Annotated in this window: 8 protein-coding genes and 1 tRNA gene; 4 read left to right on the top strand and 5 right to left on the bottom strand. The window is 44.6% G+C overall.

Annotated features, from left to right (window positions below; genetic code table 11):
* Positions 1-16: 16 nt before the first annotated feature.
* Complete coding sequence (locus KA717_14285) at positions 17-11749, bottom strand: hypothetical protein (GenBank protein UXE63657.1); 11733 nt, start codon at positions 11747-11749, stop codon at positions 17-19.
* A gap of 423 nt (positions 11750-12172) precedes the next feature.
* Entirely contained in the window at positions 12173-12922 is a 750-nt protein-coding gene (locus tag KA717_14280) for a pantothenate kinase (GenBank protein ID UXE63656.1), read from the bottom strand.
* 112 nt (positions 12923-13034) lie between these two features.
* Here KA717_14280 and KA717_14275 point away from each other — a divergent pair, with 112 nt between their 5' ends.
* Both KA717_14275 and KA717_14270 read left to right on the top strand, forming a co-directional pair.
* On the top strand, positions 13035-14762 hold the full coding sequence (locus KA717_14275) for a diflavin flavoprotein (GenBank protein UXE63655.1): 1728 nt from the start codon (positions 13035-13037) through the stop codon (positions 14760-14762).
* An 81-nt stretch (positions 14763-14843) separates the two neighbouring features.
* On the top strand, positions 14844-15980 hold the full coding sequence (locus tag KA717_14270; protein ID UXE63654.1) for an MFS transporter: 1137 nt from the start codon (positions 14844-14846) through the stop codon (positions 15978-15980).
* An 8-nt stretch (positions 15981-15988) separates the two neighbouring features.
* Here the strand turns inward: KA717_14270 and KA717_14265 are convergent, their stop codons facing one another.
* The 3 genes from KA717_14265 to KA717_14255 all read right to left on the bottom strand — a co-directional run bounded on the left by KA717_14265 (position 15989) and on the right by KA717_14255 (position 18756).
* Entirely contained in the window at positions 15989-17719 is a 1731-nt protein-coding gene (locus KA717_14265; protein ID UXE63653.1) for a hypothetical protein, read from the bottom strand.
* Positions 17720-17741: 22 nt separating this feature from the next.
* Positions 17742-18593 (bottom strand): RNA methyltransferase, encoded by an 852-nt coding sequence (locus KA717_14260; GenBank protein UXE63652.1) that lies wholly within the window; start codon positions 18591-18593, stop codon positions 17742-17744.
* A 79-nt stretch (positions 18594-18672) separates the two neighbouring features.
* Positions 18673-18756 (bottom strand) — tRNA-Leu (locus KA717_14255).
* Between the two features lie 214 nt (positions 18757-18970).
* Between KA717_14255 and murA the strand changes: the two genes are divergently transcribed.
* Together murA and KA717_14245 are read left to right on the top strand one after the other, a co-directional pair.
* Entirely contained in the window at positions 18971-20314 is a 1344-nt protein-coding gene (gene murA, locus KA717_14250) for a UDP-N-acetylglucosamine 1-carboxyvinyltransferase (GenBank protein UXE64662.1), read from the top strand.
* A gap of 223 nt (positions 20315-20537) precedes the next feature.
* Complete coding sequence (locus KA717_14245; GenBank protein UXE63651.1) at positions 20538-21464, top strand: class A beta-lactamase-related serine hydrolase; 927 nt, start codon at positions 20538-20540, stop codon at positions 21462-21464.
* The last annotated feature ends 34 nt before the right edge of the window (positions 21465-21498 follow it).

Genomic DNA, 21498 nt, shown 5'->3' with positions numbered 1-21498 from the left:
ACTTTTTCAGCAAGCCCTAACTAAAAGTAAAGGTTGCCCCTAAGAGATTGACATTGACATCAGCAGCTACAAAACCTGTGGTGGCACTGGTCGTTAACAGTAAGGTTCCTGAACCAAAGCCAGAGTTACCTGAAATCCCATCACCCAATTTAAACAGGGTACTCGTGCCAGAAACCTGTACATCAATAGCCGTTATGCCAGTGAACTTGAGGATATCCCCGCCTGCACCACGCACAAAGTTAAAGACCGTATCATTCCCATCACCACTAGCATAGTTAACAGTATCAGTAACCGTATCACTGCCGAGATAGAGAAGATCATTACCCAATCCTCCTGTCAGGATATCTGCACCTCCATAACCATAGAGAACGTTAACGCCAGTATCTCCCGTTAGATTATCTCCTGCGGTATTGGAGCCTTGAACATTTTCAATGAAGGAGAGGCTATCGGTTCCCCCTAGACCATCGCTGGCAGTTCCGGTTGCTAAATTCACGGTAACGCTGGAAGTTGAGCTGTAATAGTAAGCAAAATCGTTGCCATTCCCCCCGATCAGATTATCGTTACCAGCCCCACCATTGAGGGTATCGTTACCATCACCGCCATCTAGGGTATTATTGGCTGTATTGCCTGTTAAAGAATTGTTGGCCGTATTGCCAGTACCATCAATAAGGCTAGAACCGGTTAAGGTCAGGTTTTCAATATTGGGGAAAGCCGCTAGGGAGAAAGTTACAGAGGATTGAATGGTGTCGGTTCCTTCGTTGACATTTTCGGTGATGACATCAGTAGCACTATCCACTTGGTAAATATCATTGCCTAGACCGCCGATCAGGGTATCGACTCCTGTACCACCATCAAGGGTGTCATTACCATCAACGCCACTGAGGGTATTGTTGGCTGTATTGCCGGCGAGAATGTTATTCCCTGTATTACCCGTGCCATTGATAGCGGCCGAACCGGTTAAGGTTAGATTTTCAATATTGGGGAGAGCAGCAAGACTAAAAGTGACAGATGACTGAACAGTATCCGTTCCTTCGTTGGCATTTTCAGTGATGACATCAGTGGTGCTATCCACAACATAAATATCATTTCCTGTTCCCCCGATTAGATTATCAATACCAGTACCACCATCTAGGGTATTATTTGCTGTATTACCGGTGATGACATTGTTGCTGGCATTACCCGTGCCATTGATCGCTGCCGAACCAGTTAAGGTCAGATTTTCGATATTAGGGAGAGCCGCAAGGCTAAAAGTGACAGAGGATTGAATGGTGTCAGTTCCTTCGTTGGCATTTTCAGTGATGACATCAGTGGTGCTATCGACAATATAAACATCATCTCCTGTTCCCCCAATCAGAGTATCAACACCAGTACCACCATTGAGGGTATCGTTCCCTGCATCGCCAGCCAGCGTGTTATTGACACTGTTCCCTGTAATGACATTGTTGCTGGCATTCCCTGTACCATGAATCACGCTAGAACCGGTTAAGGTCAGATTTTCGATATTGGTGAGAGCCGCAAGGCTAAAGGTGACAGATGACTGAACAGTATCCGTTCCTTCGTTGGTATTTTCAGTGATCACATCAGTGGTACTATCAACAACATAAATATCATCTCCTGTTCCCCCGATTAGAGTATCAACCCCAGTACCACCATTTAGGGTGTTGTTAACTGTATTGCCGGTGATGACATTGTTGCTGGCATTACCCGTGCCATTGATCACCGCCGAACCGGTTAAGGTCAGATTTTCAACATTGGGAAGGGCCGCTAGGGAGAAAGTTACAGAGGATTGAACAGTATCCGTTCCTTCGTTGGTATTTTCAGTGATCACATCAGTGGTACTATCCACAACATAAATATCATCTCCTGTTCCCCCAATTAGAGTATCAACCCCAATACCACCCTCTAGGGTATTGTTCACTGTATTGCCGGTGATGACATTGTTGCTGGCATTACCCGTGCCATTGATCACCGCCGAACCGGTTAAGGTCAGATTTTCAACATTGGGGAGAGCAGCAAGACTAAAAGTGACAGAAGACTGAACAGTATCCGTTCCTTCGTTGGCATTTTCAGTGATCACATCAGTGGTGCTATCCACAACATAAATATCATTTCCTGTTCCCCCGATCAGAGTATCAACCCCAGTACCACCCTCTAGGGTATTGTTCGCTGTATTGCCGGTGATGACATTGTTGCTGGCATTACCTGTGCCATCGATCGCCGCCGAACCGGCTAAGGTCAGATTTTCAACATTGGGGAGAGCCGCAAGACTAAAGGTGACGGAGGATTGAATGGTGTCAGTTCCTTCATTGGCATTTTCAGTGATGACATCAGTAGTGCTATCCACTTGGTAAATATCATTGCCTAGACCGCCAATCAAGGTATCGACTCCTGTATTACCATTGAGAGTGTCATTGCCATCACCGCCACTGAGAGTATTATTGGCTGTATTGCCGGCGAGAATGTTATTCCCTGTATTGCCTGTGCCATCGATCGCCGCCGAACCGGTTAAGGTCAGATTTTCGATATTGGGGAGAGCTGCAAGACTAAAGGTGACAGACGACTGAACAGTATCCGTTCCTTCGTTGGCATTTTCAGTGATGACATCAGTGATGCTATCCACTTGGTAAATATCATCTCCTGTTCCGCCAACAAGAGTATCAACACCAGTACCACCCTCTAGGGTATTGTTTGCTGTATTGCCGGTGATGACATTGTTGCCAGCATTACCCGTGCCATTGATCGCCCCTAAACCCGTCAAGGTCAGATTTTCAACATTGGGAAGGGCCGCTAGGGAGAAAGTGACAGAGGATTGAACAGTATCCGTTCCTTCGTTGCCATTTTCAGTGATCACATCAGTAGTGCTATCGACAATATAAATATCATCTCCTGTTCCCCCGATCAGAGTATCAACACCCGTACCACCCTCTAGGGTATTGTTCGCTGTATTGCCGGTGATGACATTGTTGCTGGCATTACCTGTGCCATTGATCGCCGCCGAACCGGTTAAGGTCAGATTTTCAACATTGGGGAGAGCCGCAAGACTAAAGGTGACAGAGGATTGAACCGTATCTGTTCCTGCACTGCCATTTTCGGTGATCACATCAGTGGTGCTATCGACAACATAAATATCATCTCCTGTTCCACCAATCAGAGTATCAACACCCGTACCACCCTCTAGGGTATTGTTTGCTGTATTGCCGGTGATGACATTGTTGCTGGCATTACCTGTGCCATTGATCGCCGCCGAACCGGTTAAGGTCAGATTTTCAACATTGGGGAGAGCCGCAAGACTAAAGGTGACAGAGGATTGAACCGTATCTGTTCCTGCACTGCCATTTTCGGTGATCACATCAGTGGTGCTATCGACAACATAAATATCATCTCCTGTTCCACCAATCAGAGTATCAACACCCGTACCACCCTCTAGGGTATTGTTTGCTGTATTGCCGGTGATGACATTGTTGCTGGCATTACCTGTGCCATTGATCGCCGCCGAACCGGTTAAGGTCAGATTTTCAACATTGGGGAGAGCTGCAAGACTAAAGGTGACAGAGGATTGAACAGTATCCGTTCCTTCGTTGGCATTTTCAGTGATCACATCAGTGGTGCTATCCACAACATAAATATCATCTCCTGTTCCCCCGATTAGAGTATCAACACCAGTACCACCTTCTAGGGTATTGTTCGCTGTATTGCCGGTGATGACATTGTTGCTGGCATTACCTGTGCCATTGATCGCCGCCGAACCGGTTAAGGTCAGATTTTCAACATTGGGGAGAGCTGCAAGACTAAAGGTGACAGAGGATTGAACCGTATCTGTTCCTGCACTGCCATTTTCGGTGATCACATCAGTGGTGCTATCGACAATATAAATATCATCTCCTGTTCCCCCGATCAGAGTATCAACCCCAGTACCACCCTCTAGGGTATTGTTCGCTGTATTGCCGGTGATGACATTGTTGCTGGCATTACCTGTGCCATTGATCGCCGCCGAACCGGTTAAGGTCAGATTTTCAACATTGGGGAGAGCCGCAAGACTAAAGGTGACAGAGGATTGAACCGTATCTGTTCCTGCACTGCCATTTTCGGTGATCACATCAGTGGTGCTATCGACAATATAAATATCATCTCCTGTTCCCCCGATTAGAGTATCAACACCAGTACCACCCTCTAGGGTATCATTGCCATCACCGCCACTGAGGGTATTGTTGACTGTATTGCCTGTAAGAATGTTATTACCTGTATTGCCCGTGCCATCGATCGCCGCCGAACCGGTTAAGGTCAGATTTTCAACATTGGGGAGAGCCGCAAGACTAAAGGTGACGGAGGATTGAATGGTGTCAGTTCCTTCATTGGCATTTTCAGTGATGACATCAGTAGTGCTATCCACTTGGTAAATATCATTGCCTAGACCGCCAATCAAGGTATCGACTCCTGTATCACCATTGAGAGTGTCATTGCCATCACCGCCACTGAGAGTATTGTTGGCTGTATTGCCTGTAAGAATGTTATTCCCTGTATTGCCCGTGCCATTGATCGTGGCCGAACCAGTTAAGGTTAGATTTTCAACATTGGGGAGAGCCGCAAGACTAAAGGTGACAGAGGATTGAACCGTATCTGTTCCTGCACTGCCATTTTCGGTGATCACATCAGTGGTGCTATCGACAATATAAATATCATCTCCTGTTCCCCCGATTAGAGTATCAATACCCGTACCACCCTCTAGGGTATTGTTTGCTGTATTGCCGGTGATGACATTGTTGCTGGCATTACCTGTGCCATTAATCGCGGCCGAACCAGTTAAGGTCAGATTTTCAATATTGGTAAGAGCAGCTAGGGAGAAAGTCACAGAGGATTGAACCGTATCCGTTCCTTCGTTAGCATTTTCAGTGATCACATCAGTGGTGCTATCCACTTGATAAATATCGTTGCCTAGACCGCCAATAAGGGTATCTACACCTGTTCCACCAATCAAGGTGTTGCTTGCCGCGTTGCCAGTGATGACATTGTTAGAAGCATTGCCTGTCCCATTAATGGCGGCGGTTCCTGTCAAAATTAGGTTTTCGACGTTGGTGGGTAGGGTGTAGGTGACAAAGGATTTGATGGTGTCTGTTCCTTCATTGGCGGCTTCGGTGACGACATCACTAGTACTGTCAATAAAGTAGGTATCATCGCCTTTACCGCCGCTTAGGGTATCATTACCGTTGAGGCCATCAATGACATCATTAAAGCCACCGCCTTTGAGGGAATCATTGCCATTGGTTCCGTAGAGTGTTCCCAGGTTATAGCGTTGGGCGTAGATGCCATAGCCGTCTCCGTCTTGATTTTGGGATTCCCAGGCGACGAGAATTTCACCATTACTGAGGGTGGTGACAGTGGGAGTGTCTTGGCTATCAGTGGTTTGGTTGTTGATGCGGAATTCTGAGCCAATTTTGTTGCCTGTGCCATCAAAGCGTTGACCATAGACTCCATAGCTACTACCATCTTGGTTTTCAGAGTGCCAGGTGATAAAAAAGCCGCCGTCAAGTGAGGCTGTGACTACTGGATCAGATTGGCTTTGATCGGTGTAGCTATTGATCAGAAAGGCAGAGCCAACCTTGTTGCCATTTTGGTCAAAGAGTTGACCTTCCGTGTCATGAAAACTACCATCGTACTTGTTATAGGCAACAACAAAGCCACCATTACTCAGAGCGACAATAGAAGGAGCAGAAGAGTGTTGGTAATTATAGTTGTGAACTTGGAATTCACTGCCCACTTTGTCGCCATTCGGGGTGAAAATTTGTCCATAAACTCCCCAATAACCGTTATTTTGGGGATTGGACTGCCAGGTAACGACATAGTTGCCATTATTGAGGACAGCAATATCGGGTTGCATTTGATATTGATTGGTATAGCTGTTAACTTGAATGGCATTACCGAGTTTGTTGCCTTGACCATCAAAGCGTTGAACGAAAGTATCGCCATAGTAGTCATTGTTGAAACCATTCCAAGCGACAACAAAAGTACCATCATTTAAGGCTTTAACCTCAGACCAAATCTGGTTTCCCCACCACTCACTGGTGTAGGAGTTGCTGGTATTAATTTGGAAGTTTGTACCGATTTTTGTTCCTTGGGCATCATAGACTTGACCGAAGACTAAATCGGCGGTGCCATCAGTGTGATTGGAGTACCAGGTAACGACATAGCCCCCATTGGGAAGATTGGCCACAACAGGTTTGCCCAGAGCATAATTTGTATCGGTACCAATGAGAACTTCACCGCCAACTTTTTGTTGGTTGACATCGTAGCGTTGACTGTAGATGCTACCGCCAGTGGTGGCATTTTCCGAAGCCCAAACCGCGATAAAACCACCATCATTCAGTGCTGTTACTGAAGGTGCAGTTTGGTTTTTAGCCGTAGTTGTGTTAACTAAAAATTCACTGCTAACGGCTGTGGGGTTGCCGCGTAGTTGGAAAGTTTGGTTGGTTTGGGTCGTAATTCCATCGGTGACAGTAAATTTGAAGGAATCGCTAGGGGGCGTTATGCTATTGGGTTTGTAGGAAACAACTTGATTATCAATATCGGCTTGAGTGAAAGTATCCCCCACTTTCAGCGTGACACTATTGCGAGTTAGAACACCTTGACTGGGTAAATCGGTGACAGTGTAAACAATTTGTTGCGGGGTTTTAACGGTATTATCAGCCATCAGAGATGCACCGTTTAATAGTTGGCCATTATTAGAGTTAAGACTGACATCTTCGGCCACTGCATTAGACGCTTGATCAAAGTTCCAATAGCCTGCTAAACCTGCTTCATTACCTGTTAATTGGGTATTGAGATTAGCTTGAATTTGAGCTTGAGTGCGAGCCGTATTCCAAATACGCACATCATCAATCTGTCCTGCAAAACCTGTATAAGCATTTAAAACTCGACCAATATTAACAGGTTCAGTATTTAAGATTGGTGTCCCTACATAACTCACAGAACCGTCTAATTGTCCATTAATGTAAAGACGTAATTCAGAACCATCGTAAGTTACTGCTACATGAGCCAACTGGTTAAGAGTCAAACCACCTTGACTGTCATAAACCGCCCAGTTTCCATTAACATCTTTAAACTCAAATTCTAGACGGCTTTCATTAGGCCGGATATAAATTCCATAGTTTTCATTATCACCAGAACTGTTGGACTTAGTAATTAAAGGTTGCCAACCGCCTTTAAGTTGAGTTTGTTTCACCCATAACTCAATTGTAAAGGTCGTTAAACTTAAAGAAGGATTGTGAGCAATGCTAACGTAATCATCGTTACCATCTAGGTTTAAAGAAAACTCTGTCGCGCCAATATTGGCAACTTGTAACTTGCTATTGTCAATAATCACGGCATCGCCATTAAGCAGATTGATACCTTGATTAATATCATTGTCAACAATGGTTACAGTGGCCGTTTGCTGAGTTCCTAAGCTGGCATTAGCTGAAGGATTGGTTAAGGCCAGATTAAAAGTTTCATTGCCTTCAAAGAACAGGTCTTCTGTGATGGGAATTTGTATTGTTTTAATGGTTTCGCCACTGGCAAAATTAACCGTAATTGGGGTATTGGTGTAATCACTGCTAGAGGCTGTCCCATTGGTAAAGGAAATAGTAGCACTGACGGCTGGATCAACACTGCCTGCACTACGAACAACCGTCACAGAAGCAATGGGAACGCCCGATTCATTCAGACTATAGGTTGCTTGGGTTAGGGATAAAACGGGAGTGGGTTGTAATAGGGTTACTGTTGCGCTACTTTTCCCTAAAACTGCACCACCTGTCACATTACTGAGATTGACCGTAAAGTTTTCATTGCCTTCCGCTAAAAGATCATCTAATAAGGGAATGGTAATGGTTTTAACGCTTTCGCCTGGAGCAAAGGTGAGGGTTCCCGTAACAGGAGTATAGTCCGCATTGGCAGTGGCAGACCCAGGCGCGACAGCATAGTTAACGGTAAAGGTCTTGGTGGTTAAACCTGTTAAAGTCACCGTTAAGGTTACGGAATTAGTACCATCTTCGGTAATGCTGGTGTCGGCAATGGCAATGGTAGAAACGCCATTAATAACTTCAACAATGCCAGATAAAGGAGTCCCCGTTCCCGTATTTGGTAAATCATTCCAAGTCCCTGATGAATAGAAATGAGCATAATCTTCATTGCCAGAATTGTTAGGTTCACCGCCAGCCCAATTCGTATAGGAAGATTGTTGGTTATCTACCCATTTCCAAACGCCTTCTTGAGCCGCATCTGTGTAGCCAATCCAGAAATACTCGGAAGTTCCAAAGGCACTCACTAAAAATTGATTTTCCGTTGGGTCATTAATGGTAACGAGATTTCCGCCTAATGCAACGGCTTGAGCTTGGGCATCTGTCCAGGTAGCGGCTGTGGTGCGGTAATAGACAGGAGTGCCATCACCACTTTCTTGAATGGTGACGGTTGCCACACTTTTCGCGCCCAAAACAGCCCCACCAACAGGATTAGAAAGAGTTAAATTGAAGGTTTCGCCACCGTCAATATGAAGGTCATTAATAATGGGAATGGTAATCACTTTTGCGGCTGCGTCGCCATTGCCAAAGGTGACATCAATAGATGTCGGGTTATAGTCACCCCAGGGTGTAGCAGTACCGCCGCCTAACGTTACGGTTGTGCGAACTTCCCCACTACTGCCGCCAGTGCGAGTCAGGGTAATTGCGGCTGTGACAGTTCCATCCTCGTTGACGGTATAGGTAGAACTGTTAAAGGCAATGACTCCTGCATTGGAGAAGCTGTTGTTACGAGTCGTTTTGCTTAATTGAATTGCGTCTAATTTTAGACCGGCATCATCTCCGCCAGCCTGGTCAAAAATGAGCTTATTATTGCTACTGGCGGCAGTGATACTAAAAGTACGGCTAATGGTAGTTAATCCTTGATAGTAGGGAACGGTAAAGGTTTCACTCCAAAGATTACCGAGAGAGACCGTCACGGTATCGGGATTACTCCACCAAATCTGGGAACCCGCCAGGGAGAAGTTGAGCGTTACCAATTCACCAGAGCTAAAGCTAAAACTGCTTTTTGATTCCAGACGCGCTCCTGTGCTACCCGCAGTACCAGCACCACCATCTAGATCAAGATATAAACCATTACCAGGTAAGTAGTCGTACCAGCCATTACCAATTAAATCAACCGAGCCGTCAGTAACATTCCATTGATTCAAACTGGTTAAAGGGCCTGTGCCAGAACCACCATTTTCAGTATCAAAATTATCTGACAGTAAAACGGTTGTCGGCGCAAAAGCTGCGGAAGTAAGGGTTAAACCCGTTACACCCTGGAGAATGGCAATTAATTCATCAGGTTCGCTACCAGGTTTGTCGAGGAAGAGACTTTGACCTGTGATGCCGGAAATAGGGGAATTACCTAGAATATAGTTTGAGGTGGCTCCCCACAGTTGAATGGCATCCTCGGCACTATTGAAATCGGTAATCAGGGCATAATCAGCCACACCATTGGTACTAGTATTACCATCATCGTAGTAACTACGGTTAACATCCCCTAAGATAAAGCGGTCTGCACCGGTTCCCCCTGTGAGGGTATCAATTTCTCCAATGCCAGTGCTAGTGGAGTCAATCCCTAAGAGACGATCAATGCCATCCCCTCCATTGAGGCTGTCGTTGCCCGTTCCTCCTTCTAGGAGATCGTTGCCAGCATTTCCCACTAAGGTGTTGTTGCCACTGTTGCCCTTAAGATCATTATTGATACTATTGCCTGTGCCACTAAGATTGTCACTACCAGTCAGGATGAGATTTTCCACGTTGGCGATATTGGCCAGGCTAAAGGTGACGCTGCTTTGAACCAGATCTAAACCTTGGGTTGCTGATTCGGTGATGGTGTCGGTTGTTGTATCAACAATATAGGTGTCGTCCCCAGTACCGCCGATTAAGGTATCTGTTCCATCGCCGCCATTGAGAATATCGTTACCACCACCCCCAGCCAGGCGATCGCTTAAGGTATCTCCTAGCAGAGTTTCAGCAAACTGAGTTCCGGTAATATCAAAGCGTTCAATATTGGAGTAGTTAACATAATTGCCCCCCGCACTTACTTGCCCATTATTGCCATTGGGGGTGGTTTGGGAAAACCCTCCATTGGTGACAGTGGAATAATCTACTTTCAGTAAGTCGGTTCCATCGCCACCGTCAGCGATATTACTACTCAGACCGGCATCTAGGGTATCGTCTCCATCATTGCCATAGAGTTCATCGTAATTATCACCGCCCTTAAGACTATCGTTACCAGCCCCACCAGAGAGGAGGTCGCGCCCTGTGCCGCCGGTAATGGTATCGTTGCCATCACCACCGTCAATATTGGCTGACCAATTGCCGTCATAGTTAGTGGCAGAAACGTCAATGGTGTCATTGCCTGAACCCGATAACAGATAGATGCGCTCTACTTGCTTGATAGTGCCACCTAGACTGAAGGTTCCGGCGTTGATGTCGCTGTAGGTGACAGTTAAATTATCGACTTGCTGAGAAAAGTCAATTTCGGCATAATCGGTTCCGGCTCCACCCACGTAACTGTTATTACCTTGCTCACCATAGAGATAGTCATCGCCATCACCACCATCAAGCAGATCGTTACCGGTGCCACCATAAAGGCGATCGTCGCCTGCTTCACCGTAAAGACTATCATTACCATCTCCACCATCCAATTGATCGCCATAACCGTAGTCATAGTAAATAGTTGGATTATCACCCCCCTTGAGAATGTCATCTCCTGCTTCTCCGTAGAGCAGATCACGCCCTGAACCGCCAATAATCGTATCGTTGCCTGCACCACCACCAACATTAGCTGAAGCAGTACTATCGTCGTAATTGCCACTATTGTAATTGGTGGCAGATAAATCTAAATTGTCATTGCCCGTACCACTGCGTAAATAAATACGCTCGACTTCCTTAATCGTCCCACCATCACCAAGCGTGCCGCTATTAATATTGCTATAGCCAACTGTGACATTATTCGTGCGCCAGGAAAAATCAATTTGCGCGTAATCATTGCCCGTACCACCAATATAGCTATTAACCCCCTGTTCCCCATAAAGCGCATCATTGCCATCCCCACCATTAAGAGAATCATTGCCATTCCCCCCATAAAGAGCATCATTATCGGCCCCTCCATCTAAAGAATCATTGCCGGACTGACCATAAAGGGTATCTCCCCCCCCGAGACCATTGATCGTATCCGCATTAGATGTTCCATAAATTGTATTAGGATTGTCATCGCCATTCAAATTGGCCTCTTCAACTGCAATAGACTGGCCATCTAAAACCAAAATAGCCGAATCATCCTCTGCTTTTAAGGCTTGCAAGGTGGCGGCATCAGGCAGATAACCCCGTACAACCTCAGAAAAAATTGCCCCCTCATCCCCCGCACTATCTACCGCATTAAACCGAAAATCTAAATAATGACCCACTTCCTCCAACAATACCGCCACCAAATTAGCGGAATCTCCCTGCACCAAACCTTCCGAAAGGTAAACCGTTTGGGTTTGTCCCGAAAACGCGCCTAACGCTCCTTGTAACTCAGCATCAGATCGCACCTGAATCTCTGGCAATACTGCCACTGCTTGCAAAAATTGTGCAGATGTAATCCCACTATCAAACGCCAGGGTATATTTTTCGGCAAATAAAGGATCTGCCGCAAAAGCCGTTAAAAGCTCAATGACGTTGCTGATAGCAGTGTTCAGGACAGTGGCATAAGGGGAGTTAATAGTCATGGTTTAAGACTTATCGACGGAGCTTGTACAATGGGATTGAGCAAAATATCCTTAAATATCCCTGAACAAAACAAGATAATCTCAGAACACAGAAGCTTGTCAAGCGATATTGAGAGTAACTTTTAGGATTCCTGCGGAATTGCTTTGAGCATCATACTTTAAAAAAATATAAAAAAACAAGGGCTTCAAAAAAATATAAAAAAACAAGGTTCTTTTAGTTCGGAACTACTCTAAAGCCATTAGGTGTAAGGCTTGGAGGCGAATGTTAAATTTTGTTACAAGCCCTGATGAGTAGAAAGTAATCTGTTAAACATGGCAAAGTAAGGCAGCAGAAAAAAGCGATCGCCCCTTCCCTAATTGAGGCTTGCTGAAAAAGTTAAAAACCCCAAAAATATAAATTAGGGAAGTATTGCTGGCAGAAAATCAATATTTTCCTTTACTCAAATCAGACAAAAGCGATCGCATTCCCCAAAAAATCAGGTTTTTATCTATAATCATTTTCTTTGCTAATGACGGATATTGAGTTTTAATATATTTAAAGAGAATGTCCGCATCACCCCCTGTTAACGCGATCGCCCCTTGAGAATATTGAGCATACCAATCTTCAACAAAATGCTTAATCCCGGCCAGAAGCACGTATAAAATACCACTTTCTATGGCCGTTGTCGTATCTGTTGCCCAGAGAGAGGGTAAGTCAGACGGTAAAACCAAAGCCGGAAGCTGGGCCGTTTTTTGCTGAAGAGATTGAAATTGCATTGTTAAGCCCGGCAGAATTGCCCCCCCTAAAAGCTGCCTCTCTGGATTAATAGCCGTTAAAGTTAGAGCCGTACCCGCATCAATTACTAACACTGGAAAGCCATAGGTTTCACCTGCTCCTAAAGCCGCTAAAGCTCGATCAATGCCCATTGAGGAATAGAGATCTGCCATCGGGATGTGAGACAACGTTAACTGAGTTGATTGGGGGACTTGTTGCCAGAGTTCCGTTTGTTGAGGAACTACGGAGGCAAAATAGAGAGGATATGTTTCTTGCCAATTTTTAATAATTTCTTCCCTAGAAAAGTGATCAGTTTCCCAAGTTTTAAGTAATCTTTCTTTCTGAAATTCTGCCCAGTGCAAACGAGAATTGCCAATCATTAATCCTAACCAATATTCGCTTTTTTCTATTGTTTCCATTTAGATTGGATCATCCTGTCCATAGCAAATTTAGACACCCTACTATACACTAAGGACTAAGGATTCATCCCCCCATTCCCCCATTTACTGGCTATTTACTCGGAGGAAAGTTATGGTTTCAACGTCCCTCAAAGCGGAAAAGCGACTCACCATCCAAACCGCAGCGATCGCCCCTGACACAACGGTTCTGCGTTCTCTAGACTGGGATCGAGATCGATTTGACATTGAATTCGGCTTACAGAATGGGACAACCTATAATTCCTATCTGATTCGGGGAGACAAAATCGCCTTAGTCGATAGCTCCCATGAAAAATTTCGCCAACTTTACCTCGACACCCTCACAGGGTTAATTGATCCCCAAGCCATTGATTATCTGGTGATTAGCCATACCGAACCAGACCATAGCGGTTTAGTCAAAGATTTATTGCAATTGGCTCCCCAGATCACAGTGGTGGGTTCTAAGGTTGCGATCCAGTTTTTAGATAATTTTGTCCATCAGCCCTTTGAACGACGACTGGTTAAAAGTGGAGATACTTTGGATTTGGGTCAAGGCCATGTGCTTGAATTTGTTAGTGCGCCCAATTTGCATTGGCCCGATACTATGCTGACCTACGACCAGGGAACCCAGATTTTATATACCTGTGATGTCTTTGGAATGCACTATTGTTCTGACACACTTTTTGATGAAGATTTAAGCAAAATTGAACCGGATTATCGCTTTTATTATGATTGTTTGATGGGCCCTAACGCCCGTTCTGTTTTAGCGGCGATGAAACGGATGGATGATCTAGGTGCAATTCAAATTGTCGCCAATGGTCATGGGCCACTTCTACAACATAATGTGACAGAATTATTGGCCCGCTATCGCCATTGGAGTCAGTCCCAAGCCAAAGCCGAAAAATCCGTTGTGGTCTTCTATATTGCTGACTATGGTTACAGCGATCGCCTTTCCCAGAGTATCGCCAAGGGGATTACGAAAACGGGGGTTGGGGTGGAAACAGTGGATTTAGGTTCTGCCGATCCCCAAGAAGTGCAGGAAATTGTCAACCGTTCTGCCGCGATCGTCTTAGGAATGCCTCCCTTAGCCGGAGAAAACAGTGGGGAAATTACTACCAATTTGGGAACGATTCTAGCGGCGGCCCAAACTAAACAATTGATTGGACTTTATGAATCCTACGGTGGCAATGATGAACCCCTTGATCCCCTATTAACTAAATTCCGAGAAGTGGGTTTAAGTCCTGGTTTTCCAAGTATCAAAGTCAAAGAATTACCCACAGAAGCGATTTATCAACTCTGTGAAGAATCGGGAACTGACCTCGGACAAACCCTCATTCAAACTAGCAAAATTAAACAGTTAAAATCTCTAGATAATGATCTGGAAAAAGCGGTTGGTCGTCTCAGTGGTGGGCTGTATATTATTACGGCTACTAAGGGCGAGATGAAAAGTGCCATGTTAGCGTCCTGGGTTGCTCAGGCCAGTTTTGATCCGCCAGGTTTTACCGTTGCTGTGGCTAAAGATCGGGCGATTGAATCCCTTATGCAAGTCGGCGATCGCTTTGTTTTAAATATTCTTGAAGAGGGCAATTATCAACGCTTAATGAAGCATTTCCTCAAACGATTTCCGCCTGGTGCTGATCGATTTGCAGGAGTCAGTACCCAATTAGCGGTCAACGGTTCTCCTATTTTAACGGAAGCCCTCGCCTATTTAGAATGTGAAGTAGTCAGTCGTTTAGAATGTAGTGATCACTGGATTGTCTATAGCAAAGTTAGTACTGGTCGGGTCTCTAAGCCCGAAGCCCTAACGGCTGTTCATCACCGCAAAGTCGGTAATTATTATTAAGCGAAAAACTCAACCCAAACTATCATAATGAATCGTCAATTTTGGATTATTGCCTTAATTTCCTTGATCAATTCTCTGAGCATGACGATTTTGATCCCAGTTATCTATCTTTATGGCAGACAGTTTGGGCTGAATGATTTTCAAACCAGTTTACTATTCTCGATGTACTCCTTTGCTCAATTTTTTGCCACTCCCGTCATTGGCAAACTGGCGGATCGTTGGGGACGAAAACCCTTACTATTGATCAGCTTAGGAGGAACTGTGATTGCTAACTTTTTGGCTGGCACAGCAACTACCGCTAGTCTGCTCTTTTTTGCCCGTTTTTTGGATGGTGTAACCGGCGGCAATGCCTCCGTTGCTCAAGCCGTAATTGCCGATGTCACAACGCCAGAAAATCGAGCTAAAGCCTTTGGTATCAATGGAGCCGCCTTCGGATTAGGCTTTGTGCTTGGCCCCGTCATTAGTCTCTTTGCTCAGAAGATTTCCCTCGGAGCAGCTTTCCTCTGTTCATCGTTTATTGCCCTAATCGCTTTTGTTTTAACCCTGCTTTTTTTACCCGAAACGTTAAAAGAAAAAGCAAAAAAAGCGAATAATATTTTTGATTTAGGATTGGGTAATTTAGTTAAAGGTTTGATGTTTCCAAGAATTGGCATTTTATTAATTATCAACTTCCTAACTGGCACAACTTTCACTATTTTTACCTATGCCTTTCAACCCTACTTTATCCACGTTCTTCATCAAGATAGTCAATCCCTAACACTAATGTTTTTAACCTTTGGTATCTTAGGGGTGATTATGCAAACTGGGGGAATTTCTCTACTCACTCGCCAATTGAGTTTAGTGAAAATTCTATTTTTAGGATTATTGGTGCGGGGCCTATCTTTTCTGTTTATGCCAATTTGGCCTAATGTTATTTACTTTGTTATCGTTAGTATTGCTTTTTCGCTTTTTAATTCCCTCGTACAACCAATGATCAGTGCTTTGATTTCACTCAATAGTAACTCAGAGGATCAGGGCATGGTCTTGGGTTTAAATTCTTCCTATCTCGGTGTTTCTAATGCTTTCGGCCCCGTTATTGCCGGAATGCTTATTCACCAAGCTTATCCTGAAACCTATGCTTACCCTCTTTATTTAGCCGGTATTCTGACCCTTTCTGTCTTGGGAGTGGCGATCGCCACTCGTCGTCAATATAGTGGTCAAATCATTGCATCTTCCTAGACAAGCATTTACTGAATAAGATAGAGATAATATTGTTCATTGCCAATAAAACTATGGGTAAACTTCTCAACCGGTTTAATTTTTAAGCTGGGTAACGAAGTCTCTAGGGGATGATTGAGAATTAATACAACAGGTGAGGACTCTTTTAACTTAGCTTGTACTTGCTGAAGCGTTTCTAGATCATTAACGGGCTGTCGTTGCCGATTAAATAAAACAAAACTTGCCATTTTTTGACTCTCAGGATAATAAATTTTTTGTCCTAAATAGCCACTAATAGGAGTCATGGTAAAATCCTCACTACCCACTAAGGAAAACTGATTAAGCTGGTGCGCTTGGAGATAACGGGCTGTGGCTCGACTAGCAGAATAAGGTAGTGTTAAATCTCGAATATAACCCACCAAACCAGAAACCAATTGACAGTAAAGCAAGATCATTAAAAAGGTCAAAAAATGACGATTAACCCAACCCTGCCAACGGGAAAGTTTTTTAACTATATTATTGGTCTTACCCCCCTTATTATCTCCACTATTCTCACCCCTCTGCTCATCTCCACCATTCTCACCCCCCTTATTATCTCCACTACTTTCACCCCCCTGATCATCTCTACTATTCTCACCCCCCTTTTTAAGGGGGGCAGGGGGGATCCAACTAGAATCTGTAAAAGAAGATAATAAACGATTAGGAGAATAGTAGTTTTTGAGCCACAAAGCTGTAATTAAAATTAAATATAAATGACCATAATGTCGCGCTGAACCCAAAAATTTAAGATAGGTAAAAAGTAAAATACTTCCCGTTCCGCAACTATAAAAAGCTAAAACAATGGGATAATCCCAAAAGAAGGTAACACAAAAACTGAAAATACCAACCGACAAAATAGCAAACAGAAAAACATCTAGCGGTTTAGCATCGCCCGGCACTAAAACCAAAATATAACTATTCCAAATACGGCTTAGGGATTGGCTAAAACGATGGAAATCCCAGTTAAAAAACCATTGATCTGCTCCCCCTTGCAAATTACTATCAGCCGGTGGAATAAGCAGCGCAACCGCAAGCATAACTCCTACTAGAATAATCAGTAAACTAATACCTCGATTTAAAAAACTAGCATTTAGTTCTAATTTCAGGGGATGTCGCAGTAAAAATTCAAGCATGAGGGTCAAGCTTAAACTCAAGCTAATTAACAGCGCGTAGGCATTGGTATTGGCCAGTAGAGCTAATAAAATCGCTAGAATGAAATAGTTTTTTTGACGAGTGGGAAAACAGACACAAATGGCCCATAAAATTAAAACCGCGATCGCATAATTACGACTAATCACTAAATATTCATAAAGCGGCAGATAACCCAACACAAATAATAATTTTTGTAAACGAGTGAAGGGTGCATAACAGACAAATAAACTGGTGCTGGCCGTTGCTAATCCTAAATGGAATAATTGCATGGCCACCGGATTGGCCGTCATTTGATTTAAAAGATAAAGAAAGGCATACCAAAGAATCGGATGACCTTCATAGCGAATATTTTGCCAAAATGTGCCTAGGTTTGGACTATATTGGGCAATCAACCAACCATTTAATTCGTCTCGCCACATAGCATGGTTGAGAATCCCAATTAACCCTAACCCGAAAAAAAGGGCAATGAGCAAAAGCTGAAAATGAGGGACTTTTTCTAGCGACCAACGAGCCTTTCGAGAAGCAGATAAGGACATAAAGCCTGAGCCTGGCAATTTTAGAGCGATCACCGCGCATCATATCTCATATCAATCAGTCCGATCCCTGGGAATTTTGCCATCTTTGCCGTTGCACTTCATAAAGCAAGACCGAAGCAGCGATCGCCACATTGAGAGATTCAACCGTTTGACGTTGGGGAATCAGTACCCGTTGATCGGCCAAAGCGGTTAACTTTGCACTTAAGCCATTACCTTCATTGCCCAGAACAAGCACCGAAGGACGGGAAAAATCCAGATCCCAATAACATTGTTGGGCTGTGGGTAAGGTGGCAATCACCTGAAGACCCTGCTGTTGCAAATGAGTTAACAATTGCGGTAAATCAGGACAAGTCGTTTTGGGTAAATTAAACCAACTGCCCGCCGACGCTCTTAACACTTTGGGATGATCTAACTCTACGGTATCTTCGCTGACCCATAAAGCTTCTACTCCTGTTGCCACTGCGGTACGCATAATCGTGCCTAAATTGCCCGGATCCTGGAGTCGTTCGAGGATTAGGCCCAAGGTTGGGGGAGATGGGGTGAGTCGGGGAGATGGGGAGGATGGGGAAAGTAGGGAGCAGGGGAGGAATTGGGAGCGGTTTAAGGTGGCGATCGCACCATCAGGATTAACGGTTGTGGCCAAGGTGCTTAATACTTCAGGGCTAACTTGCACGCAATGTTCGGAGCATTGACTAACCTGTTGCCAAAGTAAGGAATTTTTTGCTTGCCAATCGTTCGTATAGATAAAAATTGTAAAGGAACAATTCGCCTGGTAAGCAGTCTCGATCAGATGAGTTCCTTCTATTAATAACCGATTTTGTTCCCGTCGTCCTTTTGTCTGGTGAAGTTTACGAATCTCTTTAACCAGGGGATTTTGGAGACTAGTGATGAGAGTCGGCCTAGACACGTTAACAAATAAAATAAGGAGAAAGTTCTAGATTGAGCTTGTCAGTTTTCTGGACACTCTAAATCTGAAATATTAATAATGCGGAACCCGGGACTTGAACCCGGAAGTCCTTGCGAACACTAGAACCTGAATCTAGCGCGTCTACCAATTCCGCCAGTTCCGCTGGTCATTCGGTTAGATATAGGTTAGATAACCGATCTACTATAGTTACGTAATCCGTGTTTAAAGTCAAGAGTTTAAAAGACAAAATCGCTCGGCGTTCAATCGTTCTAGCAATAAATGACTAAAATTCCCTAGACAACCAACCACTTTTCGGTAAAATACAAGCAAACTTTCCTTAAATAGTCAAATTTCTATAATTACTGGAGGCTCCTACCATTAATTCTACTTATCAGCCTACCGCTATCTCGACGGATGAATCGCAGCCTGTCATTGAAATCTATGGCCGCGCTTCTCTGAAAGGGGAAGTTCGCATTAGTGGCGCGAAGAACTCAGCCTTAGCGATTATGGCGGGGACGATTCTCTGTTCGGATGATTGCCGCTTACAAAATTTACCTGGTTTGGCGGATATTGACCGTATGTGCCAGATTTTGTCGGCGATCGGGGTTAAATCAAAGCGTAATGGCGATGTATTAGATATTGATGCCCGTGATGTAGGACATTTTCAAGCTCCCTATGAATTAGTTTCTCAACTAAGAGCTAGTTTTTTTGTCATTGGCCCGCTTTTAGCTCGTCTGGGTCATACGGAAGTGCCTTTACCAGGCGGCTGTGCGATCGGTGCCCGTCCCGTTGATTTGCACGTGCGGGGTTTACAGGCGATGGGTGCGGATGTGAGGATTGAGCGAGGTGTGGTTCATGCTTCCGTGAAGGGCAATCGTCGTCGTTTAACGGGGGCAAAAATTTATCTTGATTATCCCAGCGTCGGAGCGACAGAAACCATTATGATGGCTGCGACCCTGGCAGAAGGGGAAACGATGATCGAAAATGCAGCCCAGGAACCGGAAATTGTTGATTTAGCCAATTTCTGTCGTTCGATGGGAGCCAAAATTCAAGGAGACGGAACCAATACTATCTTGATTGACGGGGTTGAGCGACTGCATACGACCGATTTTCCCATTATTCCCGATCGCATTGAAGCCGGAACCTTTCTCTGTGCGGGGGCGATTACCCACTCTGAAATTAGTCTTTATCCGGTTGTACCGGAGCATCTGGCCTCGGCGATCGCCAAATTACGGGAAATTGGCCCTAAAGTCGTAGTGGAAGACCGCGATCGGGTACGTCTGCTACCCTCTTCCTTAAAAGCAACCAATATTGAAACCTTACCCTATCCAGGCTTCCCCACAGATATGCAGGCCCAATTTATGGCCCTATTGGCAGTGAGTGAAGGCAATAGTCTGGTGACAGAAACCGTCTTTGAAAATCGCTTACAGCACGTGGCTGAGTTACAGCGCATGGGGGCCAATATCCGCGTTAAGGGCAATACGGCGATCGTACAAGGGGTTCCTTTGCTGTCTGGTGCCCCCGTGATGTCCACCGATTTACGTGCCTCAGCGGCCTTAGTCATTGCCGGATTAGCCGCAGAAGGTACAACGGTTATTCAAGGTTTAAAACACATGGATCGCGGCTACGAAGATATTGAAGGCAAACTCCGCAAATTAGGAGCGAATCTACGCCGGATTCACTCGCCTCTAGCGGTTGCTAATCCTTTTGTAACGGCTTAAAAAAATAGCGATCAAATCAATAGTTGTGACCCTGAACTTCTTCGAGTTTCAGATTGATGAAGCTTAAAATGTTGTTCAGGGAATTTTCCATAAATCTATAGCTATATGAGCAGTAAGCGCAAGACTGTTCCTTTTTTTATTGCTTTGCGGTGAGAGGCATTCCTGAAACCTGTTATGATTGCGAAAAACTTCTTTAGCAACTGATTTTTAGAGTTAACGGGTTATGCCTTTTTTTCGTACCGATGATTCCTTGAGTCGAGTTGCTCATGCCATTTTGGAAAGTGCTTGGCAGGCTTTTCCCAGTCTCAAGCAAGATCAAATTGCCCTTACCTGGATTGTCTATGATCCCCCAGTCATTGTTAATACGGGAGGAGCTATTTCCGCCGCAGAGTTTTGGCAATATGGGGTGAGAGGATTTTCCTATCGGGGTTTTGAACGTATTTATCCCGCCAGTCTAGTTAAATTATTTTACTTAGTGGCGATCGCGGAATGGTTAGAGGGGGGAATGGTCAGCGACTCACCAGAATTACAACGGGCAATGCGAGATATGATCCGAGATTCCAGTAATGATGCGACCAGTTTAGTGGTAGATACTTTGACGGGAACAACGAGTGGGCCAGAACTATCTTCTGGCCCTTTTGAAACTTGGCAACATCAGCGCAATTTAGTCAATCGTTATTTTCAATCCCTCGGTTGGGAAGAATTAAATGGGATTAATGTCAATCAAAAAACCTGGGGAGACGGCCCCTATGGACGAGAAAGAGCTTTTGTGGGCGAACTATTGGATAATCGCAATTGCTTAACAACGGATGCTATGGCCCGTTTACTGCATAGTATTATTGGTGGAGTGGCAGTTTCCTCCCAGGGATCGCAACAAATGATGGCATTATTACATCGTGATCTGAAAGTGTCTCCTCCCGATGCGGGTGAAGAAAATCAAGTCACTGGTTTTTTAGGGGAAGCATTACCGAAAAATGCCCATCTTTGGTCAAAAGCCGGCTGGACAAGTCAAGTCCGCCATGATTGCGCCTATATTGAAATCCCCAATCAAGATCCCTACCTTTTAGTTGTGTTTACAGAAGGCAAGGAAAATGCCAAAAATCGGCAAATTTTGCCCTTTCTTTCCAGTGCTTTTGCCAATGCTCATTAGGAAAGGAGTTGTATTGAACAAATTTCAGGCTAAT

Source organism: Woronichinia naegeliana WA131, from assembly GCA_025370055.1.
GTDB lineage: Bacteria > Cyanobacteriota > Cyanobacteriia > Cyanobacteriales > Microcystaceae > Woronichinia > Woronichinia naegeliana.
Note: the sequence above shows the minus strand (reverse complement) of the source record. Positions and strands in the feature narration are given on the sequence as shown.

What these genes read in the sequence shown, in the direction of transcription:
- KA717_14285 (UXE63657.1), bottom strand. Translation starts at nt 11,749, where the DNA reads ATGACTATTAACTCCCCTTATGCCACTGTCCTGAACACTGCTATCAGC.
- KA717_14245 (UXE63651.1), top strand. Translation starts at nt 20,538, where the DNA reads ATGCCTTTTTTTCGTACCGATGATTCCTTGAGTCGAGTTGCTCATGCC.
- KA717_14280 (UXE63656.1), bottom strand. Translation starts at nt 12,922, where the DNA reads ATGGAAACAATAGAAAAAAGCGAATATTGGTTAGGATTAATGATTGGC.
- KA717_14275 (UXE63655.1), top strand. Translation starts at nt 13,035, where the DNA reads ATGGTTTCAACGTCCCTCAAAGCGGAAAAGCGACTCACCATCCAAACC.
- KA717_14270 (UXE63654.1), top strand. Translation starts at nt 14,844, where the DNA reads ATGACGATTTTGATCCCAGTTATCTATCTTTATGGCAGACAGTTTGGG.